The organism is Bacillus sp. L_1B0_5 (genome assembly GCF_000836715.1).
GTDB classification, from domain to species: Bacteria; Bacillota; Bacilli; order Bacillales; family Bacillaceae_G; genus Bacillus_A; species Bacillus_A thuringiensis_S.
Map to the genome: position 1 here is coordinate 19,090 of NZ_JXIS01000087.1, position 22,731 is coordinate 41,820.

Here is a 22,731-nt window from a genome sequence, read left to right on the forward strand (position 1 = left end):
TAAAACGCTATTATTTAATGATAACAAGTTTAAGGATGAATGTCATGCAAATGTATTTAATCCACACGTTTTTCATCCAGTAATTCAGTTATATTCCCCACTTTATATCCTTGTTCCTTCAATTTTGTAATCATTGTTTCTAAAGCCTCTGCTGTAGACGAAGTAGGATGCATTAATATGATAGCACCTGGATGTATTTTTCTCATTACTCTCTGCAATAGTACATCCGGCTCAGGTCGCTTCCAATCAATCGTATCTACAGTCCACATAATCGTTCCCATTTGAAAATCATCTGCAATCTTTACGACTTCATCTCGAAAGCTTCCACTCGGCGGGGCAAACCATCTTACTTTTTGATTCGTTGCTACTTCTATCATTCGATTTGTTTTTTGTAACTGATCTCGTATTTCATCTGACGATAACGTTTTCATATTAGGGTGTGTGTATGAGTGATTTCCAACTTCTTGTTTTGCATCGACAATCATTTTTGCAAACCGCAAATTTTCTTTCACCCAACGTCCTTCTAAAAAGAAAGTGGCCTTCACATCATGCTTTTTCAAGATTTCTAATATGCGAGGCAAATACTCATTTCCCCATGCCACATTTATTGTTAATCCTACCATCTTTTTATTTGGATGCCCTCTATAAATTGGAGCTGGTGATAAATCTTCCAAATGAACACTCGGTGAGACTTCTTTGAATTCAAGATATTTTTGATCAAATTCCTTTAGCTTCTTCATATTATTATACGATGCTTCAATATCCACTTGTCTTCCATTATATCCAGGTGTTGCCTTCCATATTTTATCAATCATCGCATTTTGAGGTGCAATCTCATACTGTTTTGCATGCTTTTGAATTTCTTTATGCAAGTTATCTTGTGCAAAAACAGAATAAGAGCCTAAACTGACATATAAAGAAAATATACATATGTATGCCAATATACGAACTTTCATATAAACCCTCCCAAATTAGCTATATAAAAACATTTTCTTCTTATCTTTGTTAATTTGAGCGTTATAATGAAAACTATACCTATACCGACATAAAAATATATGAACATCATGTTTTTTACATAACAAAAAAAGCCAGTTTAACTGGCTTTTACTTATTGCTGCTCTTGTTTGTTTTCTTCTTTAGCAGCTTCTTTTTCTTGCTCTTCTTTTAGCAATACTTTTCTAGATAGATTTACGCGACCTTGCTTGTCAATCTCGATAACTTTAACTGTAATTACATCACCGATTTTCACAACGTCTTCTACTTTACCTACACGCTCAAGTGCAAGTTCAGAAATATGAACTAATCCATCTTTACCGCTGAATAATTCAACGAAAGCACCAAATTTCTCAACACGCTTCACTTTTCCTTCGTAGATCTCACCTACTTGTACTTCGCGAACGATATCTTCGATAATCTTCTTAGCTTTGTCGTTCATTTCTTGATTTATTGATGAAATGAATACTGTACCATCTTGCTCGATGTCAATTTTAACGCCAGTTTCTTCAATAATTTTATTGATTTGTTTACCGCTTGGTCCAATAACGTCACGGATTTTATCTGGGTTAATTGTCATTGTAATAATCTTTGGAGCGTAAGCTGATAATTCAGTACGTGGCTCTGCAATAACAGATAACATATGATTTAGAATGTGCACACGACCAATTTTCGCTTGTTGTAATGCCTCTTCTAAAATCTCACGTGATAAACCATCGATTTTAATGTCCATTTGCAGTGCAGTTACACCTTGTGCTGTACCTGCTACTTTAAAGTCCATATCACCTAAATGATCTTCCATACCTTGAATATCAGATAAAATTGTGTAATGCTCACCAGATTTAACTAGACCCATTGCAATACCTGCAACTGGAGCTTTAAGTGGAACACCCGCATCCATCATTGCTAAAGTACTACCACAAATACTTGCTTGTGAAGTAGAACCATTTGATTCTAATACTTCAGATACAAGGCGTACTGTGTATGGGAAATCTTTTTCAGATGGAATTACAGGCTCAAGTGCGCGCTCTCCTAGTGCACCATGACCAATTTCACGACGACCTGGTCCACGCATCGGTCTTGTTTCACCAACACTAAATGATGGGAAATTGTAATGGTGCATAAAGCGTTTTGATTCTTCTACACCAAGACCATCTAAAATTTGCACATCGCCTAATGCACCTAATGTACAAATACTTAATGCTTGTGTTTGTCCACGTGTGAATAAACCAGAACCGTGTGTACGAGATAAAATACCAACCTCTGATGCTAAAGGACGGATTTCGTCACCTTTACGGCCATCTGGGCGGATTTTTTCAACTGTAATAAGACGACGTACTTCTTCTTTTACAATTTTATATAAAATCTCATTTACTTGTCCTAATGTATCAGCGTCAGCTTCCTCAGCTTCGTAATGCTCAATTACACGCTTTTTCACTTCGTTAATTGCATCTTCACGTGCATGTTTCTCATGTACTTGAATTGCAGAATGCATATCCTTCTCAGCCATTTCACGTACAGCTTGATTAAGATCAGCGTCAACTTCATAAAGTTTCACTTCTGATTTCTCTTTACCTACAGCTTGTACAATCTCTTCTTGGAATGCAATTAAACGTTTAATTTCGTCATGACCAAACATAATTGCTTCTAACATTGTTTCTTCAGGCACTTGATCTGCTCCTGCTTCAACCATGTTAATCGCATCTTTCGTACCAGCTACAACTAAGTGGATATCACTTTGTTCTTGCTGTTCTACTGTTGGATTAATAACGAATTCGCCATTAATACGACCAACTGTCGCACCAGCGATTGGACCTTCAAATGGAATATCTGAAATCGATAACGCTAATGAAGAACCAAGCATAGCTGCCATTTCAGAAGAACAATCTTGATCAACACTCATTACAATGCTGACAACTTGTACTTCGTTACGGAAACCATCTGCGAATAGCGGACGAATTGGACGGTCGATTAAACGACTTGCCAAAATTGCTTTTTCACTTGGACGACCTTCACGCTTAATAAAACCGCCAGGAATTTTTCCGACTGCATATAAACGCTCTTCATAGTTTACTGTAAGTGGGAAAAAATCTACATTTTTAGCTTCTTTTGATGCAGTTGCTGTAGATAGAACCGCTGTATCGCCATATCTTACTAATACTGCTCCGTTCGCTTGTTTTGCAAGCTGACCAGTTTCAACTGTTAGCTGGCGACCAGCTAAATCTATCGAGAAGACTTGCTTTTCTTGACTCATTTAAGTACCCCTCTCAATTTAAAGTATTCAATTCTTCTATGTAAATGGATAGTATATCACAATATTCTACCTCTAGTATTGCCTAAAATTAAGTAAGCTATAAAGCGTAGAAGATATATTTTTACCTAACAAAAAAGCGGGAATATTCCCGCTTCTTTGACTATCGACGTAAGCCAAGCTTTGTGATTAATTCACGGTAACGTGTGATATCGCTATTACGAAGGTAAGTTAGTAAGTTACGACGTTTACCAACCATCTTTAATAGACCACGACGTGAATGATGATCTTTCTTGTGAGTACGTAAGTGCTCGTTTAGAGTGTTAATTTGCTCCGTTAGGACAGCAATTTGAACCTCTGGAGAACCAGTATCAGTCTCATGAGTTCTAAATTGTGCAATGATTTCATTTTTACGCTCTTGTGTTAAAGCCATCCTATTTCACCTCCTATTAATTAAACCCCCAATTACCTAGCAAGCGTCGGTGAGTCGCAATGCCAAGCAATGGTTGTCATAAAGTACATAACATAGAATACTACTTTTCATTTGAAAAAGCAAGTATATTCTTTTCGCTCGCAAAATATTCTTGTGCTGTTTTCTTATCTTTTGCGATTTGTTCAACTAACTCATCAATGCCATTGAATTTCTTCTCTTCTCTTATACGCATATGCCACTCTACTGTAACATTTTGATCATATATATCTTTGTTAAATTCAAATAAGTGCACTTCAATTGATAATTGACGCTCATCTTCTTTAAAAGTCGGTTTATATCCAATATTACATACACCATCGTACCATTCATCGTGAACTTTTAATCTCACTGTATAAACACCTACAGGTGGCAATAAATACTCATCACTTAAACCTACATTAGCTGTTGGAAAACCAATTTGACGCCCACGTTTGTCGCCGTGTATAACTGTTCCCGCTACAGTATAGGCTCTACCTAAAATAGATGGAATTTGTTCCATTTCGCCATTTCGAATTAACTTTCGTAATGCTGTAGAACTTACTTTCTCTTCTTGAAATTCAACTTTTTCAATCACAGTCTGTGTAAACTCCCCTCTTGCATGAAATGGTAAAGTCTCCATCTTTCCTTTTCCTAAACGTCCATATGAATAATCAAACCCTGCTACTACATGCTTTACATTTAAACCAATAATATAATCATCTACAAATTGTTGCGGTAATAACCCTGCAAATGATTCATCAAATTTAATCACATATAATATATCGATTCCTAAGCTTTCGACTATTTTTTCTTTATCACGCATTGGTGTAATATACTCCACATGCGCATCCTTTTTCCCTAAAACAACAGATGGGTGAGGATGAAATGTCATAACTGCACTTTTATATCCTCGGTCGTCCGCTATTTTTTTCGCAGTTCGAATTACACATTGATGTCCTAAATGAATGCCATCAAAAAATCCTAATGCCATTACAGTAGGTGGTAATTCTAATTTTTTTTGTTCATGTGGATGAGTTAAATGAATAAGTTTCACGCTTGAATTCACCTTTTTCTGTAATAATCCTTCCAATAATTCATTATAGCTTTAGTTCTTGATTATTCACAAGTACTTTCATCGGCTTTAACATGCCAGGATGTTTTGGATGATGTTCATAAATTGCTAAGCAACGATCATTTTCATCAAACACTGTAATAAATGGTGCTGTTATTTCTAATTCATTCTTTAAGAACATACCATTCTTGATTTTCTCTGCTTGCTTTTCATCTACAACCATTTTTGGAAACTTACTTAATGCTTCATCAATTGAAATGAAGATAGACTCTACTGTTCCATTTTGCACGTTTTCTTCAATTTCTTCAAATGATATGCAATCTTCTAATAAAAATTCACCAGATGCCGTTCTTACAAGGTGAGACATATGTGATGGGAAACCAAGTTTCTCCCCGATCATTACCGCTAACGTTCTTACATATGTTCCTTTACTACACGTTACACGGAAACGGAATGAAATATTTTCTCCTTCAAAAACTTCACGGTCATCAAGTAATACGAATTCATGAATCGTAATTGTACGAACTGGACGTTCCACCTCTTGTCCTGCTCTTGCATATTCATATAATTTTTTCCCGTTTACTTTTACAGCTGAGAACATTGGTGGCATTTGTTCAATCGTGCCTGTTAATTCAGCTAGTACCTCTTCTACTTCTTTACGTGTAATAACACGGTTTACATCTTGTTTCTCCACAACTTCACCAGAAGCATCTTCTGTTGTTGTTGAAAACCCTAATGTTACTTCACCTTCATATGTTTTCGTTTCACTTGTTAAAAATTGTGCAATCTTCGTTGCTCTCCCCACACAAAGTGGTAATACTCCCGTTACATCTGGGTCTAATGTTCCCGTATGACCAATTCTCTTTTCTCGCAATATCTTTCTTAATTTAAATACACAATCATGTGATGTCATGCCTTTTGGCTTATGTAATAATACTACACCTTCCATATATGTTCACCTCATCATAATTCTTTCGTAGTAAATATCCAAAACTTATTTTGCATTGAAAAAATGGATAGACAAATGTCTATCCATTATTCTTCACGTTTACCGTCTTTATTAATTTCATGTAAAAGTGTATCAATTCGATGACCATATCCGATAGACTCATCAAACTCAAAGGTAATTTCCGGTGTTTTACGAAGACGAATACGTTGGCCAATTTCTGAACGAATAAAGCCTTTTGCCTTCGCTAAACCTTTTAACGTATTTTCTTTCTGTTCTTCGTCACCTAAAACAGAAATATATACTTTGGCAATTTGCAAATCACCACTCACTTGTACATCTGTTACTGTAACAAATCCGATACGTGGGTCTTTAATTTTACGACTAATGATGTCGCCTAATTCTTTTTTCATTTGCTCGCCTACACGGTTTGCACGTAATTTCATAACTCTTCACCTCATTCAATACCATTCCAATTGTGTTATCGTACGTTCAATTTCAGGAAATGAATCGATGTACTCCAGTACACGATTCATTTCTTTTTCACAGATAACACGATTTGAGGATACGGAGACAATCGCAATTTCTGTACGTTGCCATACATCTTGATGCCCAACTTCAGAAACAGCTACATTATAGCGCTGTTTCACACGAGTTAGCACTCGTTGCAAAATTGCCCGTTTCTCTTTTAAAGAATGCACATCGTAAATCATACACTCGAATGAGAGTGAAGCGACAATCATCGCTTCACTTCTTCCATAACGTATGCTTCAATGATGTCCCCTTCTTTAAGGTCATTATATCTCTCAATTGTAATACCACACTCATAGTTTTGTGCAACTTCTTTTACGTCGTCTTTGAAACGTTTTAACGTATCAAGTTGTCCTTCGAAAATTACGATACCATCGCGGATAATACGAACGCCACTATCGCGTGTAATTTTACCGTCAATTACGTAACAACCTGCGATTGTTCCAACTTTTGTTACCTTGAATGTTTGACGAACTTCCGCTTGACCGATTACTTTTTCTTCGAATTCTGGATCCAGCATACCTTGCATTGCTAATTCAATTTCTTCGATTACTTTGTAGATAATACGGTGTAAGCGAACATCAACGTTCTCTAATTCAGCTGTACGCTTCGCGTTCACATCCGGACGTACGTTAAATCCAATTACAATTGCATTAGATGCAGAAGCTAAAATAATATCAGATTCTGTAATCGCACCTACACCAGTGTGAATGATTTTAACTTTTACGCCTTCAACATCAATTTTACGAAGTGACGCTGCCATCGCTTCAACAGAACCTTGTACGTCTGCTTTTACGATTAAGTTGATTTCTTTTACATCGCTCTCTTGGATTTGTTGGAATAAATCTTCAAGGCTTAATTTAGATTTCTCACCACGTTGTGCAACTAACGCTTCTTGTGCACGTGATTCACCGATTTGACGAGCTTTCTTCTCATCAGCGAATGCCATGAAACGATCTCCAGCCTGTGGTACTTCATTTAAACCTGTAATTTCAACAGGAGTTGATGGACCAGCAACTTTTACACGACGACCAATATCACTTACCATTGCACGAACACGCCCGAATGAAGTTCCAACAACGATTGGATCTCCAACTCGAAGTGTACCGTTTTGAACTAATAATGTCGCGATAGTTCCTTTACCTTTATCAAGCTGTGCTTCAATTACAGTACCCGTTGCATAACGATTTGGGTTTGCTTTATATTCTTCTACTTCACTTACAAGAAGAATCATCTCTAGCAAGTTGTCAATTCCCTCGCCTTGGATTGCAGAAATTGGTACGAAAATTGTATCTCCGCCCCAAGCTTCTGGAACTAATTCATATTCTGTTAATTCTTGCATTACACGATCAGGATTCGCCGCTGGTTTATCCATTTTATTCACAGCAACAATAATTGGTACTCCAGCTGCTTTTGCATGGCTAATCGCTTCAACTGTTTGTGGCATAACACCATCATCAGCTGCAACAACAAGGATTGTAATATCAGTTACTTGCGCACCACGAGCACGCATCGTTGTAAATGCCGCGTGACCAGGCGTATCTAAGAATGTAATTTTCTTATCATTTACTTCAACTTGGTATGCACCGATATGTTGAGTAATTCCACCCGCTTCGCCAGCAGTTACTTTTGAATTACGAATAGAGTCAAGTAATGTTGTTTTACCATGGTCAACGTGTCCCATAATCGTAACAACAGCTGGACGCTCTTTTAAGTTTTCTTCATCATCTTGCTCATCAATGAATGTTTCAAACTCAGTTTCACTTACAACTATTTCTTCTTCTACTTCAATACCGTAATCAGTAGCAATTAACTCAATTGTATCTTTATCTAAATCTTGGTTAATTGTCGCCATAATTCCTAGCATGAAGAGCTTTTTAATAATTTCAGATGGCTCTTTGCTTAACTTTTTAGCAAGTTCACCTACTGTAAGGCTTCCAGAGAAAGTAATTTTATCTGGTGTTTCTACTATTTGCGTTTGTTGTCTTCCAGCAAAGTTATCTTGACGTTTGTCTTCATTTCCTTTGCCTTTTTTCTTTTTCTTGTTGCTGTTCTTTTTACTGCGAACAACTTTCTCTTCTACTTCAAACTCATCTGCAACAGAAGGTTTTTCCGCTCCAGTGTTATATTCATTATCTAATTTGTTTACTACTTCATCTTCTAACATTGTCATATGATTCGAAACCTCGATATTCATCTCTTTAAGTTTTGTCATAAGATCTTTACTTGAGATATTATTTTTTTTTGCATATTCATGTACTCGAATTTTACTCATACCTTCACCCCCGGTAATTTGTATCGAGCATGCTACGTAGCTTTTTCGCAAAGCCTTCATCTAACACAGCTACAACGACTCGCTCGTCTCTCCCAATCGCATGCCCTAATTGTTGTCGATTTTCGACTTTTTTCATTGGTACGTTGTAGTACGTCGTTTTATCAGTGATACGTTTAGTAGTGTTCGCTGACGCATCTTCAGAAAGCAATACGAGCTTTGCTTTACCACTTCGTACTTCCTTTAAAACGAGTTCTTCACCCGAAATGATTTTTCGAGCGCGATTTGCTAGTCCTAAAAACGATTTCCAATCGGACACTTATTTCGACTCCTTCTCAACAAGCTCAAGAAGCTCTTCGTACAGAGAACTGTCGATTTTCGCTTTTAGATGATGTTCCAAAATGTTTTTCTTTTGGGCTTGCATAATGCATTCTTTATCTTTTGACAAATATGCACCTCGTCCTGATTTTTTTCCAGATAAATCAATAGACACTTCGCCCTCTTTGGAACGAACAATGCGAACGAGCTCTCGTTTTGATTTCATCTCTTGCGTCGCGATACATTTTCGTAACGGAACTTTTCGATTGCTCATACTCATCACCTCTATTCGATTTCGTCTTCAACTGAATCGAATCCGAATGCGATTACGCTATCTTCTTCTGTTACAATTCCAAGTTGTTTCGCATCAGACTCGCTTTTAATATCGATTTTCCAGCCTGTTAATTTAGCTGCAAGACGCGCATTTTGTCCACGCTTACCGATAGCTAATGATAGCTGGTGGTCTGGAACCACAACAGTTGTTGCTTTTTCATCTTCATCTACAAGTACTTTAACAACTTGTGATGGGCTTAAAGCATTTGCAACATATTCAACTGGATCATTTGACCAGCGAACGATGTCAATCTTTTCACCTTTTAGTTCATCTACAACACGTTGTACACGTTGTCCTTTCGGTCCTACGCAAGAACCAACTGGATCAACATCAATGTTTTCTGCATGCACAGAGATTTTAGAACGATCTCCTGCTTCGCGCGCTACAGAGCGAATTTCTACAGTTCCATCATAAATTTCTGGAACTTCCATTTCGAATAAACGTTTTAAAAGACCAGGATGTGTACGTGATACGTAAATTTGTGGTCCTTTTGTTGTCTTTTCTACTTTTGTAATAAATACGCGAATACGATCATGTGGCTTATATTGCTCATTTGGCATTTGCTCACTTACAGGTAATAAAGCTTCTACTTTACCTAAGCTTACGTAGATGAAACGAGCATCTTGGCGTTGTACAATACCAACCATAATGTCTTCTTCACGATCACTAAATTCTGAGTAAATAACACCACGTTCTGCTTCACGAACTCGTTGTGTTACAACTTGTTTTGCAGTTTGCGCTGCAATACGACCAAAATCTTTTGGCGTTACTTCAATTTCTAGTACGTCGCCATCTTGGTAGTTTGGATTAATTTGTCTTGCCTCTTCTACAGAGATTTCAAGACGTGGATCAAACACATTATCAACAACGTCCTTACGTGCTAAAACTTGAATTGTTCCCACTTCTGGGTTAAAGCTCACACGAACGTTTTGTGCTTGGTTAAAATTGCGTTTATAAGCAGAGATTAACGCTGCTTCAATCGCATCAATAATAATATCTTTACTAATACCTTTTTCTGACTCTAATACGAGCAAAGCATCTAACAACTCAGTGCTCATGAAGATCCCCCTTCTTACTAAAACGTAACAGCAAGTCGCGCATTTGCAACTTTATCCATTGGAATTTGGATTTCTTTTTTACGTGTTTTAATTGTTAATAGTAGTGTAATTGTAGTACCGTCGTAGGAAAGTAACTTTCCTTCAAACATCTTTTCGCCATCAATCGGCTCATATGTTTTAATTGCCACTTGTTTTCCTACCGCTTGCTGGAAGTCTTTCTCTTTCTTTAATGGGCGTTCTGCTCCAGGAGATGATACATCCAAAAAGTAAAGGTGAGGAATTGGATCCTCTTTATCTAAAGCTTCGCTTAAACGTTCACTTACCGCACCGCATTCTTCAATGTCGACTCCCTTTTCAGAATCGATGAATACGCGTAAGAACCAGTCTTGTCCTTCTTTCACATACTCTACATCTACAAGTTCAAGATTTAACTCTTCAACGATTGGCTGCGCAAATGCTTCTACAACTTCTGTGACTTTCTTATCCATAAACAGCCTCCTTCCTGCCGCCATGTACCATTTACAAGAAAAGATCCCGTTCATAAGACGGTCTATCTTATTCTTTCTCGTTAGCTAACAAAAGCCCCTGCCGTTAAGCAGGGAATATCTGTCTTAGTATTACCAAATTTAAGAAGTAAAACTTGTAACAAAATATGTATATACGACAGAAATGTCTTTACTATCTACATGAATAAAATGTAGATAGTAACACGAAAGAGTGGGTTTCCCCACTCTCTTTTTCACAAAATATACATGACATGGTTATCTCGGTTTATAGTATACCATAGCAAATATTGATTTGCAAAGACTTTTCCTACCTATTAGAACAGTGATAATTGGTTTTGATCCGGCAAATCTCCTAAACAACCTTGGCTATCTAAATACTCAATAATTGTTTTCGAAACCTTACTCCGCTGCTGTAAGTCTTCTTTTGATAAGAAGTCTCCATTTTTACGCGCTTCCACAATACTTAAGGCTGCGTTCGTACCAAGACCAGGCACTGCATTAAATGGAGGAATTAAAGTATCCCCATCAATAATAAACTCAGTTGCATGCGAGCGGTATAAATCGACCTTTTGGAATGAATATCCACGCTCACACATTTCCAGTGTCATTTCTAGTACTGTTAATAAACTCTTCTCTTTCGGCGCTGCATCCAATCCTTTTTGAGCAATTTCATCAATTTTCACACGTATGGATGCTGAACCTTTCGCCATCGCCTCTACGTCAAAATCATCTGCACGAACTGTAAAATATGCCGCATAGAATAAAAGTGCAAAATGTACTTTAAAGTATGCGATACGCACAGCCATAAGTACGTAAGCAGCCGCATGGGCTTTAGGGAACATGTATTTAATCTTCTTACATGAATCAATATACCAACCTGGTACATTATTACCTTTCATGTCATCTTCCCATTCTTCCGGTACACCTTTACCTTTACGAACCGACTCCATGATTTTGAAGGCTAATGATGGATCTAAACCTTGATAGATTAAATATACCATGATGTCATCACGACAACCGATAACTTCACTCAGCGTACATGTACCGTTATAAATTAACTCATTTGCATTACCCAGCCATACGTCAGTACCATGTGACAGCCCAGATATTTGGACCAATTCTGAGAATGTCGTTGGTTTTGTCTCTTCTAACATCTGTCTTACGAATTTCGTACCGAATTCTGGGATACCAAGTGTACCTGTTTTACAGTTAATTTGTTCTTCCGTCACCCCTAACGTTTCTGGACCAGAGAAAATTTTCATTACCTCTGGATCATCCGTTGGGATTGTTTTCGGATCAATACCACTTAAATCTTGTAACATACGAATAACGGTCGGATCATCGTGTCCTAGTATATCAAGTTTCAATAAATTATCATGAATCGAGTGGAAGTCAAAATGCGTTGTTCTCCACTCAGCACCAATTGAATCAGCAGGAAACTGTATTGGTGAGAAATCAAAGATATCCATGTAATCTGGCACAACGATAATACCACCTGGATGCTGTCCAGTTGTACGTTTTACCCCTGTACATCCCGCTACTAAGCGATCAATCTCTGCATTTCGAATTGTTAAATTGTGATCATTTGCATAACCTTTTACATATCCATAAGCTGTTTTTTCCGCAACTGTACCAATCGTTCCAGCACGGTATACATAATCTTCACCGAACAGTACTTTCGTATAGTTATGGGCACGTGGTTGGTATTCCCCGGAGAAGTTCAAATCGATATCGGGTACCTTATCTCCTTTGAATCCAAGGAACGTTTCGAATGGGATATCATGTCCATCTTTTACATATGCCACATTACATGTCGGACAATCTTTATCTGGTAAGTCGAAACCAGAGCCTACCGAACCATCATTAAAGAATTCAGATTGCTTGCATTTTGGACAGACATAGTGTGGTGGTAATGGGTTTACTTCTGTAATTTCCATCATCGTTGCAACGAACGATGAACCTACTGAACCACGCGAACCTACTAGATATCCGTCGACTAACGATTTTTTCACAAGCTTATGTGAGATTAAATAAATAACGGCAAATCCATGTCCAATAATACTTTTCAATTCTTTTTCTAAGCGAGCCTCTACAATTTCTGGTAGTTCTTCACCATATATACTGCGTGCCATTTTATAACTCATATCACGTGTTTCATCATCGGCACCCTCAATTTTAGGTGTATATAGATCATCTTTTACCGGACGAACATCACCAATTAATGACGCAACCTTTTGTGTATTCGTTACAACAACTTCTTTCGCTTTGTCCTCACCTAAAAATGAAAAACACTCTAGCATTTCATCAGTTGTACGGAAATGTACTGGCGGTAATGAATGTCGATTTAACGGATTTGCCCCGCCCTGTGAACTAACTAAAATTTTACGATACATTGCATCTTCTGGATCTAAGTAATGCACGTTCCCTGTAGCGACAACTGGTTTATCTAATGTCTCACCTAGTTTTACTAAGTTAGAGATAATTGTTTTTAACTGTCCTTCATCTCGAACGAGTTCACGCTCTACTAAATGACGCAACACCTCTGGAGGCATTACTTCAATGTAATCATAGAACTGTGCAATTTCTTCTACCTCTTCAGGAGCTTTTTGCATCATCGCCTCAAATACTTCACCTTTATCACAAGCCGTCCCTACTAAAATTCCTTCACGGTATTTTTTTAATAGTGACCTCGGTACTCGTGGTACACGGTAAAAGTAATTAAGGTGAGAATATGAAACAAGTTTATATAAATTTTTCAACCCAACATCTGATGTGGCAAGTAACGTCATATGACTTGGACGGCCACGCTTATACGCATCCCCTTGTCCCATGCTATCATTCAATTGATCGTGATATTCAAATCCCTTTTCAATTACATCTTTCAACATTTTCACAAGCAAATATCCCGTCGCTTCTGTATCATAAATCGCACGGTGATGTTGCGTTAATTCAATATCAAGTTTTTTACACATCGTATTTAATCGATGATTTTTCATTTCCGGGAATAAGAATCGTGCAAGTTCTAACGTATCAATAACTGGGTTATTCGTTTTTTCTATCCCAGCCTTTTTAAAACCTACATTAATAAAGCCCATATCAAAGCTTGCGTTATGGGCAACAAGTGTATGGTCACCCATCCATTCTTCAAACTTTTTAAACACTTCGTCCACTTCTGGCGCATCAGTTAACATATCATCTGTAATACCTGTTAATTCAATAATCGTCGCTGATAATGGTTGATGTGGATTTGCGAAAGATTCAAAGCGATCAATGATTTCGCCACCCTTTACTTTTACGGCAGCCAACTCAATGACTGTATCGTATACAGCTGATAAACCTGTCGTCTCAACGTCGAAAACAACATACGTTTCCTCCGCAAGTAAACGATGCGCTTCGTTATATGCTATCGGTACACCATCATTAACTAAATTCGCTTCTACACCGTATATAACTTTAACTCCAGCTTTTTTTCCCGCAGAATATGCCTCTGGAAACGACTGAGCCACAGCATGGTCTGTAACCGCAATAGCTTCATGTCCCCATTTACCTGCTTGGGCAACAAGCCTAGAAACAGGAGTAACAGCATCCATTTGGCTCATCGGAGTGTGCAGATGAAGTTCTACACGCTTTTCACCTTCTGGCGCTTTATCTTTACGAGACGGCCCTGTTATTTCATTAATATCATTTGCAATCATTACTAAATCTCGAACGAATGTATCGTTTTGAACAGAACCACGTGCTTTCACCCACATTCCTTTTTTCAAGGATTGCAGCATTGGAATATCTTCTTTGTCACGTGAGAACATTTTAATCATAATAGAATCCGTATAATCTGTTATTTTTAAAGTTAATAACGTACGGCCACTACGAAGCTCTTTTGTCTCTACATGGAAGACATATCCTTGAACCGTTTTTCTTCGTTCTTCATCTTGAATTTCTCGCATCGGTGTAATCTCTTCATCCGGCTTAATAAGATACCCGAGTGTAATCGGTCCTTCATACACAACGCTACTTTCTTCAGCTTGCTTCTTCGCCATTTCTTCCATAGCTTGTATAACACGCTCGCGGTCTTCTTGCTGAGTTTGCTCACGAAACTTTTGCATTTCTTCTGCATTTTGCTGTATATGTGTGTCTAACTGGAAACGCGGGAATCCAAAAACTTCGTATTGATCCCCCACTGGTTTCGCAACGTTTTTCTTTAAAGCAGTAGACTCCAGCTCATTATTCACATTTATTAGCAACTTCACTCCATTCACCTGCGGAAGTTGCTTCTTTAAGTACGCGAACATGGGTGAAAATGTAATTCGTTCCGTACAAAGTGGCCAATACGCCCTTACTTCTTCTTCTGTAAATTGTTTATTCTCTGTTTCTAATGCAAATGTTGTTCTTGCAATATGAGAAAATGATTGCTTAAGCTTTGTTTCTAGCAATTCATATAATTCTGTAGGCAAAATACGTGGCACTTGTAAATCAAAATGCCAACTTTTATTCGCTTTATCAATAACGAGTCTTTCAATACCACCGCCTTGTAAATATTGATTTATAAGGTCGTCTGGTATTTGCAACTGCTGGAGCAAAATTTGAAATCGCTCTTGTTGTTCATTTGTTAAAGACATAAGCACTCTCCTTCCATTTGCTATTATAAATTGAAACGTACTACAAAGAAAGATTTCTTCCTTCTTCTTTTACAAAATACGTTTACAAAGAAAGAGAAGGTACCCCATTACGAGGTACCTCTTCTTATTTTAAAATATTTGCAATATATGTTTGAAGTTCTTCTACTTTTACTTCTTCAGACTCACCTGTAGCACGTACTTTCACTTCTACAATACCTTCGTCTGCTTTTTTACCAACTGTAACGCGAACTGGAAGACCGAATAAATCTGCATCTGCAAACTTAACACCTGCACGTTCTGCACGATCGTCTAATAACACTTCATAGCCTTGTTCTTGTAATGAGTTGTAGATATTTTCACCCATTTCACGTTGTGCATCAGATTTCATATTTACTGGAATTACATGCACATGGAACGGTGCTACAGCTTTTGGCCAAACTAAGCCGTTCTCATCGTTAAACTGCTCTGCAATTGCTGCCACTGTACGAGATACACCGATACCGTAACAACCCATAATAAGTGGTTGTGTTTTTCCGTTTTCATCTAGGAATGTTGCGTTCATTGCTTCACTATAACGAGTTCCTAATTTGAATACATGACCAACTTCAATTCCGCGTGCGAAAAGAATTGTTCCGTTCCCATCTGGAGATTGGTCTCCTTCTTGAATGAAGCGTAAATCTGTATATTGACTTACTTTAAAGTCACGTTCTGGATTTACATTTACATAATGGAATCCTTCTTCGTTCGCTCCTGAACATCCGTTAACAATTGATGCTACAGCGTGATCAGCAATAATTTCAATATCACCTGTTACACCAATCGGTCCTAATGAACCAATTTCACAATTTAATAATTCTTTTACTTCTTCATGAGAAGCAAGCTCAACAACTGAAGCGCCGTATACATTTTTCACTTTCACATCGTTTACTTCGTGATCACCACGAACAAGTACAACTACTAATTTCTCATCTACTTTAAATACCATAGACTTAATGCACTTGTCAGCTGCAATGTTTAAGAATGCAGATACTTCTTCGATTGCTTTTTGGTCTGGTGTTGCTACTTTTTCAAGAGCTTTTTCTGCTTCGTCACTCTTCGTATACGTATCTACAACAGGAGCCATTTCGATGTTTGCTGCATAATCAGATGTGTCAGAGTATGCAATTGTATCTTCACCAACATCAGATAATACCATAAATTCATGTGTATCTTTTCCGCCCATTGCCCCAGAATCAGCAATAACTGCACGGTAATTCAAGCCACAACGAGCAAAAATGTTAGAGTATGCTTTATATAAGCGATCGTATACTTCATCTAAGCTCTCTTGTGTAGCATGGAAAGAGTATGCATCTTTCATTAGAAACTCTCTTCCACGTAATAAACCGAAACGAGGTCTTTGCTCATCACGGAATTTTGTTTGAATTTGATATAATGTTAACGGTAATTTTTTATATGATTTCACTTCATCACGCACAAGATCCGTAATTACTTCCTCATGTGTCGCTCCTAATGCGAATTCACGAGCGTTACGATCTTTCATACGCATTAATTCAGATCCGTATGAATACCAACGACCTGATTCTTGCCATAATTCTGCAGCTTGCATAGCTGGCATTAATAATTCTACAGCTCCTGCACGCTCCATTTCTTCTCGAACGATACGTTCTACTTTGTGTAATACTTTTAATCCAAATGGTAGAAAACTATAAATACCAGAAGCATTTTGACGCATAAAACCTGCGCGAAGTAATAATTGATGACTCTTAATTTCAGCATCAGCTGGAACTTCACGTAATGTAGGACTGAATACCATACTTTGTTTCATTTATTTGCACCTCTTCATTTTACTCTTACACGCAGTAAAACCCCTCACCTCGAATTAGGTGAGGGATTTTATTCTACGAGCTCTATTTCATTATTAGTTTCATTCTATTTTACAAGAAAAACTTACGAATGTCATTCCATGTTACAACTAACATTAATAACATTAATAATGCAAAACCAATAAAATGAACCATTCCTTCTTTTTGACGGTCAATTGGTTTCCCTCGTAACGCTTCAATTAAGAAGAAGAATAAACGGCCACCATCTAAAGCAGGAACTGGTAATAAATTAAATAAACCAAGATTAATGCTTAGAACTGCCGCTAAACTTAGTACACGCGTAAATCCATAATCTACAACTTGATCTGTTAGATTATAAATTCCTACTGGACCTGACAACTCATTAATAGAAAATTGACCAGTTACTAATTTCACAAGAGATTCAAAAATTAGTTTCGTCCATTGGTACGTTTGTTCAAATCCTGATTTAATAGAACCCATTACTGTTTTCTCTACAGGAGAATAAACACCAATTCTACCAACTTCGTCTTTTCCTTCTTTATCAAGTGTTGGCGTTACTTTCACATTAAACTGTTCATTATCACGCTTTACTTGTAACGTAATTTCTTTATTCGGGTTTTCACGTACAATATTAACAACATCTTTCCATGTACTTGTGTTTTTCCCATCAATTGCTTGAATTGTATCATTCTCTTTCAGGCCAGCTTGCTGTGCTGCACTATTATCCATCACTTTTCCGACCATTGGTTTGTCAATAGGAACCCCTTGTACAAATCCAAGAATCACAAAAATAACAAATGCTAAAATGAAGTTCATTGCAGGACCCGCAAAGATTGTTAAAGCGCGTTGACCCAATTTTTTAGAACCAAATTGCCTGTTATACGGAGCAATTTGGATTTCTTCTCCAGCAGTAATGATACGAGCCTTTTCATTCACTCGGAATGTTTGAAGCTCTTCCTCATACTCTTCATAGCCTGAAATCGTTAGATTATGCTCTAAATCAGCTTGTTCGACTTCAATAACACGAACATTTGGATATTTTTCATATCCATCAAAAACTAATTTCACAGCTTCGTCTTTTTCATTTAGCACAAGGCCAACCTTTTTCCCTGGCTTTAACTCCACTGTATCTGCATCTTCGCCAGCCATTCTTACATAGCCACCAAGAGGCAGTAATCGAATCGTATACACCGTTTCATTCTTTTCAAATGAGAATATTTTCGGACCAAAACCAATCGCAAACTCGCGGCATAAAATGCCTGCTCTTTTCGCGAAATATAGATGCCCTAGCTCATGGAAAAATACGAGTGCACCGAAAATTAATATAAAGGCAATCGCTGTATTCAATTCCATAACCACCTTTGCTAAATTTGTTCCATCACAAACCGTCTTGTGGCTGCATCAATTTCCAGAATTTCCTCTAAGCTCGGACGTGCAATGACATTGTGATGGTTCATTGCTTTTTCAATGAGGTCTTCCACTGTTAAGAAACCAATTCTCTTTTGTAAAAAAGCTTCAACAGCTACTTCATTTGCTGCGTTCATTACAGCTGGCATACTCCCACCTGCTTTTCCAGCTTCATACGCAAAACGTAAACAACGGAATCGTTCTTGGTCCATTTTCTCAAAATGCAACGTCCCTATTTCCCATAAGTTTAACTGTTTTGTGTCTGAAAGAGGCAATCTATCAGGATATGTAAGTGCGTATTGAATTGGTACTCGCATATCAGGTGAACCAAGCTGCGCCATTACACTACGATCTTCAAATTCAACCATAGAATGGATAATACTTTCTTTATGTAAAACAACATCGATTTGCTCATAAGGGATACCAAAAAGCCAATGTGCTTCAATTACTTCTAGTCCCTTATTCATCATTGTAGCAGAATCAATTGTAATTTTCGAACCCATTGACCAGTTTGGATGTCGAAGCGCATCTTCTACGGTCACATGATGCAATTCATCTCTCGTTTTATCACGGAAACTTCCACCAGAAGCCGTTATAATAAGACGAGAAATTCTTTTTTCATTTTCACCATTCAAGCATTGAAAAATAGCCGAATGTTCACTATCTACTGGAAGTAACGAAACATTATGTTTTCGTGCTGCTTCCATTACAAGATGTCCTGCAGTTACTAACGTTTCTTTATTTGCAATTCCAATTGTTTTTTTCGCCTCAATCGCACGAAGTGTCGGTAACAACCCTACGCTACCTACAACAGCATTTACTACAATCTCCGCATCTGGATGTAATGCTACTTCTAAAAGTCCTTCACTACCATATACAATTTTTGTATTACCAGAAACAGCTTGTAATTTTAAAACATCTTCCTCTCTTTGCACAGAGACGATTTGCGGAGAAAATTCTTGAATTACCTTTACTGCGTAGTCAATATTTTTCCCTACAGAAAAAGCAACGAGACGGAATTGGTCTGGGTGCGAGCGTAATACATCTAAAGTTTGTGTACCAATTGATCCGCTTGCACCTAATAAACTAATGTTTTTCATGACTCCAACCCCTCGTTCATTTATTAATTGTATTGTAATAAGAAGTAGAGAATTGGTAAAACGAATAACCAACTATCTGTTCGATCTAATATACCACCATGCCCAGGTAAAATTGTACCTGAATCCTTTACGCCATAATGACGTTTAAAAGCAGATTGTACTAAATCACCAATTTGTCCAAAAATAGAAATGATAATTGTCAGCACAATTAAAATTACTACATTCGATTCGACTGGGAAGAACACGTTGTAAACAAGTGCCACAATAATTCCACAAACGATGCCGCCTAATGAACCTTCAATCGTTTTATTTGGACTAATTTCTGGCCACAATTTTCTCTTGCCCAATGCTTTCCCTACGAAATATGCGCCTGAATCAGTAGCCCATATAACAAATAATGCACAAAACACATATTTAATTCCTAATATTCTCGTTTCATTTAAATATAAGAATCCCATTGCCACATATGTCGTTGCCATTAGTAAAAATGAAGCATTATCAAAAGTAAATGTATTCTTAGAAAGGACTGTATATGATAAAAGTAATAAAACAATCACAAATGTGATTTCCAATTTACCTAATCCAATCCATGTAAACAGTTCTGATGCACTACTTGGAATTAAAAGAATCCACAATAATACTGCAGCTAAAACTGTCGGTACTGAAATAAGCGTAAGCTTATTCATACGAATTAATTCATATAAACCTATAGAAGCAAGTGCATACACTAAAACCGTAAAAGGCACGCCACCGTATATTACGATGGGAATGAATAGCGCAGCAGCAACCACTCCAGTAATAATTCTCTGTTTCACTACCAAACCCTCTCTTTCTACACGCCTCCGAATCTGCGCCCTCTATGTTGAAAGTCAGTAATCGCATTTAGCAAATGTTCTTCTTTGAAGTCTGGCCAATATACATCTGTAAACCAAAACTCCGAATATGCAATTTGCCATAACATGAAATTACTAATACGTAGCTCTCCGCTTGTTCGGATTAACAACTCTGGATCGGGTAAAGAACTCGTCATTAAGTAGGAGGAAAGCATTTCTTCACTTACCTCTTCAGAACGAATTTTTCCTTCCTCATTATCTTTCATCATATGTTGCACAGCAGAAACGATTTCATCTCGACTTCCATAGTTTAACGCGAAATTAAGAATTAATCCCGTATTCTCTTTCGTATCTTCCATGGCTTTCTCCATCGCTCTGCGTGTATGCGTAGGAAGACGATCTTTTTGCCCTATTACTCGGACTTGTACGTTTTCTTCAATCAATTCTGGTAAAAATGTACCTAGAAATTCTTCTGGAAGCTTCATTAAATAATCAACTTCCTTTTTCGGTCTTTTCCAGTTCTCAGTTGAAAAAGCATAAAGAGTTAACACTTTCACATTAAGTTTACTTGCAAATTTTGTAATTTTCTTTACAACTTGCATACCTTCATGATGTCCCGCAATACGAGGCATTGCTCTCCTCTTTGCCCATCTTCCATTCCCATCCATAATGATGGCAATATGTTCTGGGATATATCCTTTTTTCACTTCTTCAACGAGATGATCAAACGATGTGTCCTTTTTACCTTTAAAAAAAGGAAAGTTTTTAAACATCATTCATACCCTCCAACAAGCAGACGTATGCCTAAAAGTGTAAAAAGACCCCCTTAAGAAGAGGGTCATATTTGCGAAGTTATCGCTATTACACTTCCATGATTTCTTTTTCTTTGTTTTTTGCGATTTCGTCAACTTTTGCAATATATTTATCTGTTTCTTTTTGGATATCTTCAGTATATCCTCTTAAATCATCTTCTGTAATCTCGCCAGCTTTTTCAAGCTTCTTAAGATCATCATTTCCGTCACGACGTACGTTACGAACAGCTACTTTTGCTTCTTCAGCATATTTTTTCACAACTTTAACAAGATCACGACGACGCTCTTCTGTTAATGCAGGGAATGCAATACGAATTACAGTTCCATCATTAGAAGGGTTTAAGCCTAAATCTGCTTTTAAAATTGCTTTTTCGATATCACCGATAGAAGTTTTATCATAAGGTTGAATTACAAGTAAACGTGCTTCTGGAACTGTAATGTTCGCTAATTGCACAACTGGTGTTGGTGCACCATAGTAATCAACTTGTACCTTATCTAATACAGACGAGCTTGCACGACCAGCGCGAACTGTTGCTAGTTCACGAGAATAAGCAGCAACTGCTTTTTCCATTTTTTCATTTGAAGATTTCAATACTTGTTGTCCCATATTTATTTCCCCCTTACAACTGTTCCAATATTTTCGCCTAAAACGGCACGTTTAATATTACCTTTTTCCATAACTGAGAATACAATTAATGGAATATCATTATCCATACATAGAGAAGAAGCTGTAGAATCCATTACACCTAAACCTTCTTTTAATACATCTAAGTAAGTAAGCGTTTCGTATTTCGTAGCTGTTGGGTCAATAGATGGATCTGCGCTATATACGCCATCCACATTATTTTTCGCCATTAAAATAACGTCTGCTTCGATTTCCGCTGCACGTAATGCTGCTGTTGTATCTGTTGAGAAGTATGGATTACCTGTACCTGCTGCAAAGATAACAACACGTTTTTTCTCTAAGTGACGAACTGCTTTACGGCGAATGTAAGGCTCTGCCACTTGACGCATCTCAATTGAAGTTTGTACACGAGTTTGGATTCCAATATTCTCCAAGCTATCTTGAAGAGCTAATGAATTCATAACTGTAGCTAACATGCCCATGTAATCTGCTCCTGCACGATCCATGCCCATTTCACTTCCAATTTTCCCACGCCAAATGTTACCGCCACCAACAACAACAGCAACCTCTACATCAAGTTCTGCAATTTCTTTCACTTGTTCTGCAACTGACTTAATAACAGTTGGATTAATTCCAAATCCTTGCTCTCCAGCTAAAGCTTCTCCACTTAGCTTTAAAACGACACGATTATATTTCGGTTTACTCATAATGAACCTCCAATTGCTTACATCTTTATTTTAAAAAAGGGAACACAATGTGTTC

20 protein-coding genes are annotated in these 22,731 nt (G+C 37.4%); all 20 read right to left on the reverse strand.

Going from position 1 to position 22,731, the window contains the following annotated elements; all coding sequences use genetic code 11:
• Positions 1 to 56: 56 nt before the first annotated feature.
• On the reverse strand, positions 57 to 956 hold the full coding sequence (locus RT27_RS24345; RefSeq protein WP_016080541.1) for a polysaccharide deacetylase family protein: 900 nt from the start codon (positions 954 to 956) through the stop codon (positions 57 to 59).
• Between the two features lie 152 nt (positions 957 to 1,108).
• A complete protein-coding gene (gene pnp / locus RT27_RS24350) occupies positions 1,109 to 3,247 on the reverse strand; it encodes a polyribonucleotide nucleotidyltransferase (protein ID WP_000076745.1) in 2,139 nt (712 codons plus the stop codon).
• A gap of 160 nt (positions 3,248 to 3,407) precedes the next feature.
• On the reverse strand, positions 3,408 to 3,677 hold the full coding sequence (rpsO, locus tag RT27_RS24355) for a 30S ribosomal protein S15 (protein ID WP_001229392.1): 270 nt from the start codon (positions 3,675 to 3,677) through the stop codon (positions 3,408 to 3,410).
• Positions 3,678 to 3,777: 100 nt separating this feature from the next.
• The gene (ribF, locus tag RT27_RS24360) at positions 3,778 to 4,749 is read right to left on the reverse strand and encodes a bifunctional riboflavin kinase/FAD synthetase (RefSeq protein WP_043937863.1); all 972 of its coding nucleotides are present in this window, start codon (positions 4,747 to 4,749) and stop codon (positions 3,778 to 3,780) included.
• 43 nt (positions 4,750 to 4,792) lie between these two features.
• The gene (gene truB, locus RT27_RS24365) at positions 4,793 to 5,716 is read right to left on the reverse strand and encodes a tRNA pseudouridine(55) synthase TruB (protein ID WP_016080538.1); all 924 of its coding nucleotides are present in this window, start codon (positions 5,714 to 5,716) and stop codon (positions 4,793 to 4,795) included.
• A gap of 86 nt (positions 5,717 to 5,802) precedes the next feature.
• Positions 5,803 to 6,159, reverse strand: a complete 357-nt coding sequence (gene rbfA / locus RT27_RS24370) for a 30S ribosome-binding factor RbfA (protein ID WP_000776437.1) — start codon at positions 6,157 to 6,159, stop codon at positions 5,803 to 5,805.
• Between the two features lie 15 nt (positions 6,160 to 6,174).
• Positions 6,175 to 6,456, reverse strand: a complete 282-nt coding sequence (locus tag RT27_RS24375; protein WP_000634349.1) for a DUF503 family protein — start codon at positions 6,454 to 6,456, stop codon at positions 6,175 to 6,177.
• Complete coding sequence (gene infB, locus RT27_RS24380; RefSeq protein ID WP_016080536.1) at positions 6,453 to 8,519, reverse strand: translation initiation factor IF-2; 2,067 nt, start codon at positions 8,517 to 8,519, stop codon at positions 6,453 to 6,455. Before infB ends, RT27_RS24375 begins: the two co-directional genes overlap by 4 nt.
• Before the next feature lie 4 nt (positions 8,520 to 8,523).
• Entirely contained in the window at positions 8,524 to 8,835 is a 312-nt protein-coding gene (locus RT27_RS24385; RefSeq protein ID WP_001286522.1) for a YlxQ family RNA-binding protein, read from the reverse strand.
• Entirely contained in the window at positions 8,836 to 9,108 is a 273-nt protein-coding gene (locus tag RT27_RS24390) for a YlxR family protein (protein WP_000071125.1), read from the reverse strand.
• A gap of 11 nt (positions 9,109 to 9,119) precedes the next feature.
• Positions 9,120 to 10,226, reverse strand: a complete 1,107-nt coding sequence (gene nusA, locus RT27_RS24395) for a transcription termination factor NusA (protein WP_000102598.1) — start codon at positions 10,224 to 10,226, stop codon at positions 9,120 to 9,122.
• 17 nt (positions 10,227 to 10,243) lie between these two features.
• The gene (rimP, locus tag RT27_RS24400; RefSeq protein WP_000359095.1) at positions 10,244 to 10,714 is read right to left on the reverse strand and encodes a ribosome maturation factor RimP; all 471 of its coding nucleotides are present in this window, start codon (positions 10,712 to 10,714) and stop codon (positions 10,244 to 10,246) included.
• A gap of 332 nt (positions 10,715 to 11,046) precedes the next feature.
• Positions 11,047 to 15,348 carry a PolC-type DNA polymerase III gene (locus tag RT27_RS24405; protein ID WP_029443115.1) on the reverse strand — a complete coding sequence of 1,434 codons (4,302 nt, stop codon included), beginning with the start codon at positions 15,346 to 15,348 and terminating at the stop codon, positions 11,047 to 11,049.
• A 124-nt stretch (positions 15,349 to 15,472) separates the two neighbouring features.
• On the reverse strand, positions 15,473 to 17,173 hold the full coding sequence (locus RT27_RS24410; protein ID WP_043937866.1) for a proline--tRNA ligase: 1,701 nt from the start codon (positions 17,171 to 17,173) through the stop codon (positions 15,473 to 15,475).
• A gap of 109 nt (positions 17,174 to 17,282) precedes the next feature.
• Positions 17,283 to 18,539 (reverse strand): RIP metalloprotease RseP, encoded by a 1,257-nt coding sequence (gene rseP, locus RT27_RS24415; RefSeq protein ID WP_016080533.1) that lies wholly within the window; start codon positions 18,537 to 18,539, stop codon positions 17,283 to 17,285.
• Between the two features lie 17 nt (positions 18,540 to 18,556).
• Positions 18,557 to 19,699: a 1-deoxy-D-xylulose-5-phosphate reductoisomerase gene (gene dxr, locus RT27_RS24420; RefSeq protein WP_000790358.1), complete on the reverse strand. Its 1,143-nt coding sequence runs from the start codon at positions 19,697 to 19,699 to the stop codon at positions 18,557 to 18,559.
• Between the two features lie 23 nt (positions 19,700 to 19,722).
• Positions 19,723 to 20,514, reverse strand: a complete 792-nt coding sequence (cdsA, locus tag RT27_RS24425; protein ID WP_000813592.1) for a phosphatidate cytidylyltransferase — start codon at positions 20,512 to 20,514, stop codon at positions 19,723 to 19,725.
• A gap of 17 nt (positions 20,515 to 20,531) precedes the next feature.
• Positions 20,532 to 21,308 (reverse strand): isoprenyl transferase, encoded by a 777-nt coding sequence (gene uppS, locus RT27_RS24430; protein ID WP_000971296.1) that lies wholly within the window; start codon positions 21,306 to 21,308, stop codon positions 20,532 to 20,534.
• 85 nt (positions 21,309 to 21,393) lie between these two features.
• On the reverse strand, positions 21,394 to 21,951 hold the full coding sequence (gene frr / locus RT27_RS24435) for a ribosome recycling factor (RefSeq protein ID WP_000531505.1): 558 nt from the start codon (positions 21,949 to 21,951) through the stop codon (positions 21,394 to 21,396).
• Positions 21,952 to 21,953: 2 nt separating this feature from the next.
• Complete coding sequence (gene pyrH / locus RT27_RS24440) at positions 21,954 to 22,676, reverse strand: UMP kinase (RefSeq protein ID WP_000042669.1); 723 nt, start codon at positions 22,674 to 22,676, stop codon at positions 21,954 to 21,956.
• Between the last annotated feature and the right edge of the window lie 55 nt (positions 22,677 to 22,731).

Bases quoted from the DNA above. Each gene is read 5' to 3' on its own strand.
- RT27_RS24345 (WP_016080541.1), bottom strand. From the start codon at position 956: ATGAAAGTTCGTATATTGGCATACATATGTATATTTTCTTTATATGTC.
- pnp (WP_000076745.1), bottom strand. From the start codon at position 3,247: ATGAGTCAAGAAAAGCAAGTCTTCTCGATAGATTTAGCTGGTCGCCAG.
- rpsO (WP_001229392.1), bottom strand. From the start codon at position 3,677: ATGGCTTTAACACAAGAGCGTAAAAATGAAATCATTGCACAATTTAGA.
- truB (WP_016080538.1), bottom strand. From the start codon at position 5,716: ATGGAAGGTGTAGTATTATTACATAAGCCAAAAGGCATGACATCACAT.
- rbfA (WP_000776437.1), bottom strand. From the start codon at position 6,159: ATGAAATTACGTGCAAACCGTGTAGGCGAGCAAATGAAAAAAGAATTA.
- RT27_RS24375 (WP_000634349.1), bottom strand. From the start codon at position 6,456: ATGATTGTCGCTTCACTCTCATTCGAGTGTATGATTTACGATGTGCAT.
- infB (WP_016080536.1), bottom strand. From the start codon at position 8,519: ATGAGTAAAATTCGAGTACATGAATATGCAAAAAAAAATAATATCTCA.
- RT27_RS24390 (WP_000071125.1), bottom strand. From the start codon at position 9,108: ATGAGCAATCGAAAAGTTCCGTTACGAAAATGTATCGCGACGCAAGAG.
- nusA (WP_000102598.1), bottom strand. From the start codon at position 10,226: ATGAGCACTGAGTTGTTAGATGCTTTGCTCGTATTAGAGTCAGAAAAA.
- rimP (WP_000359095.1), bottom strand. From the start codon at position 10,714: ATGGATAAGAAAGTCACAGAAGTTGTAGAAGCATTTGCGCAGCCAATC.
- RT27_RS24405 (WP_029443115.1), bottom strand. From the start codon at position 15,348: ATGTCTTTAACAAATGAACAACAAGAGCGATTTCAAATTTTGCTCCAG.
- RT27_RS24410 (WP_043937866.1), bottom strand. From the start codon at position 17,173: ATGAAACAAAGTATGGTATTCAGTCCTACATTACGTGAAGTTCCAGCT.
- dxr (WP_000790358.1), bottom strand. From the start codon at position 19,699: ATGAAAAACATTAGTTTATTAGGTGCAAGCGGATCAATTGGTACACAA.
- uppS (WP_000971296.1), bottom strand. From the start codon at position 21,308: ATGATGTTTAAAAACTTTCCTTTTTTTAAAGGTAAAAAGGACACATCG.
- frr (WP_000531505.1), bottom strand. From the start codon at position 21,951: ATGGGACAACAAGTATTGAAATCTTCAAATGAAAAAATGGAAAAAGCA.
- pyrH (WP_000042669.1), bottom strand. From the start codon at position 22,676: ATGAGTAAACCGAAATATAATCGTGTCGTTTTAAAGCTAAGTGGAGAA.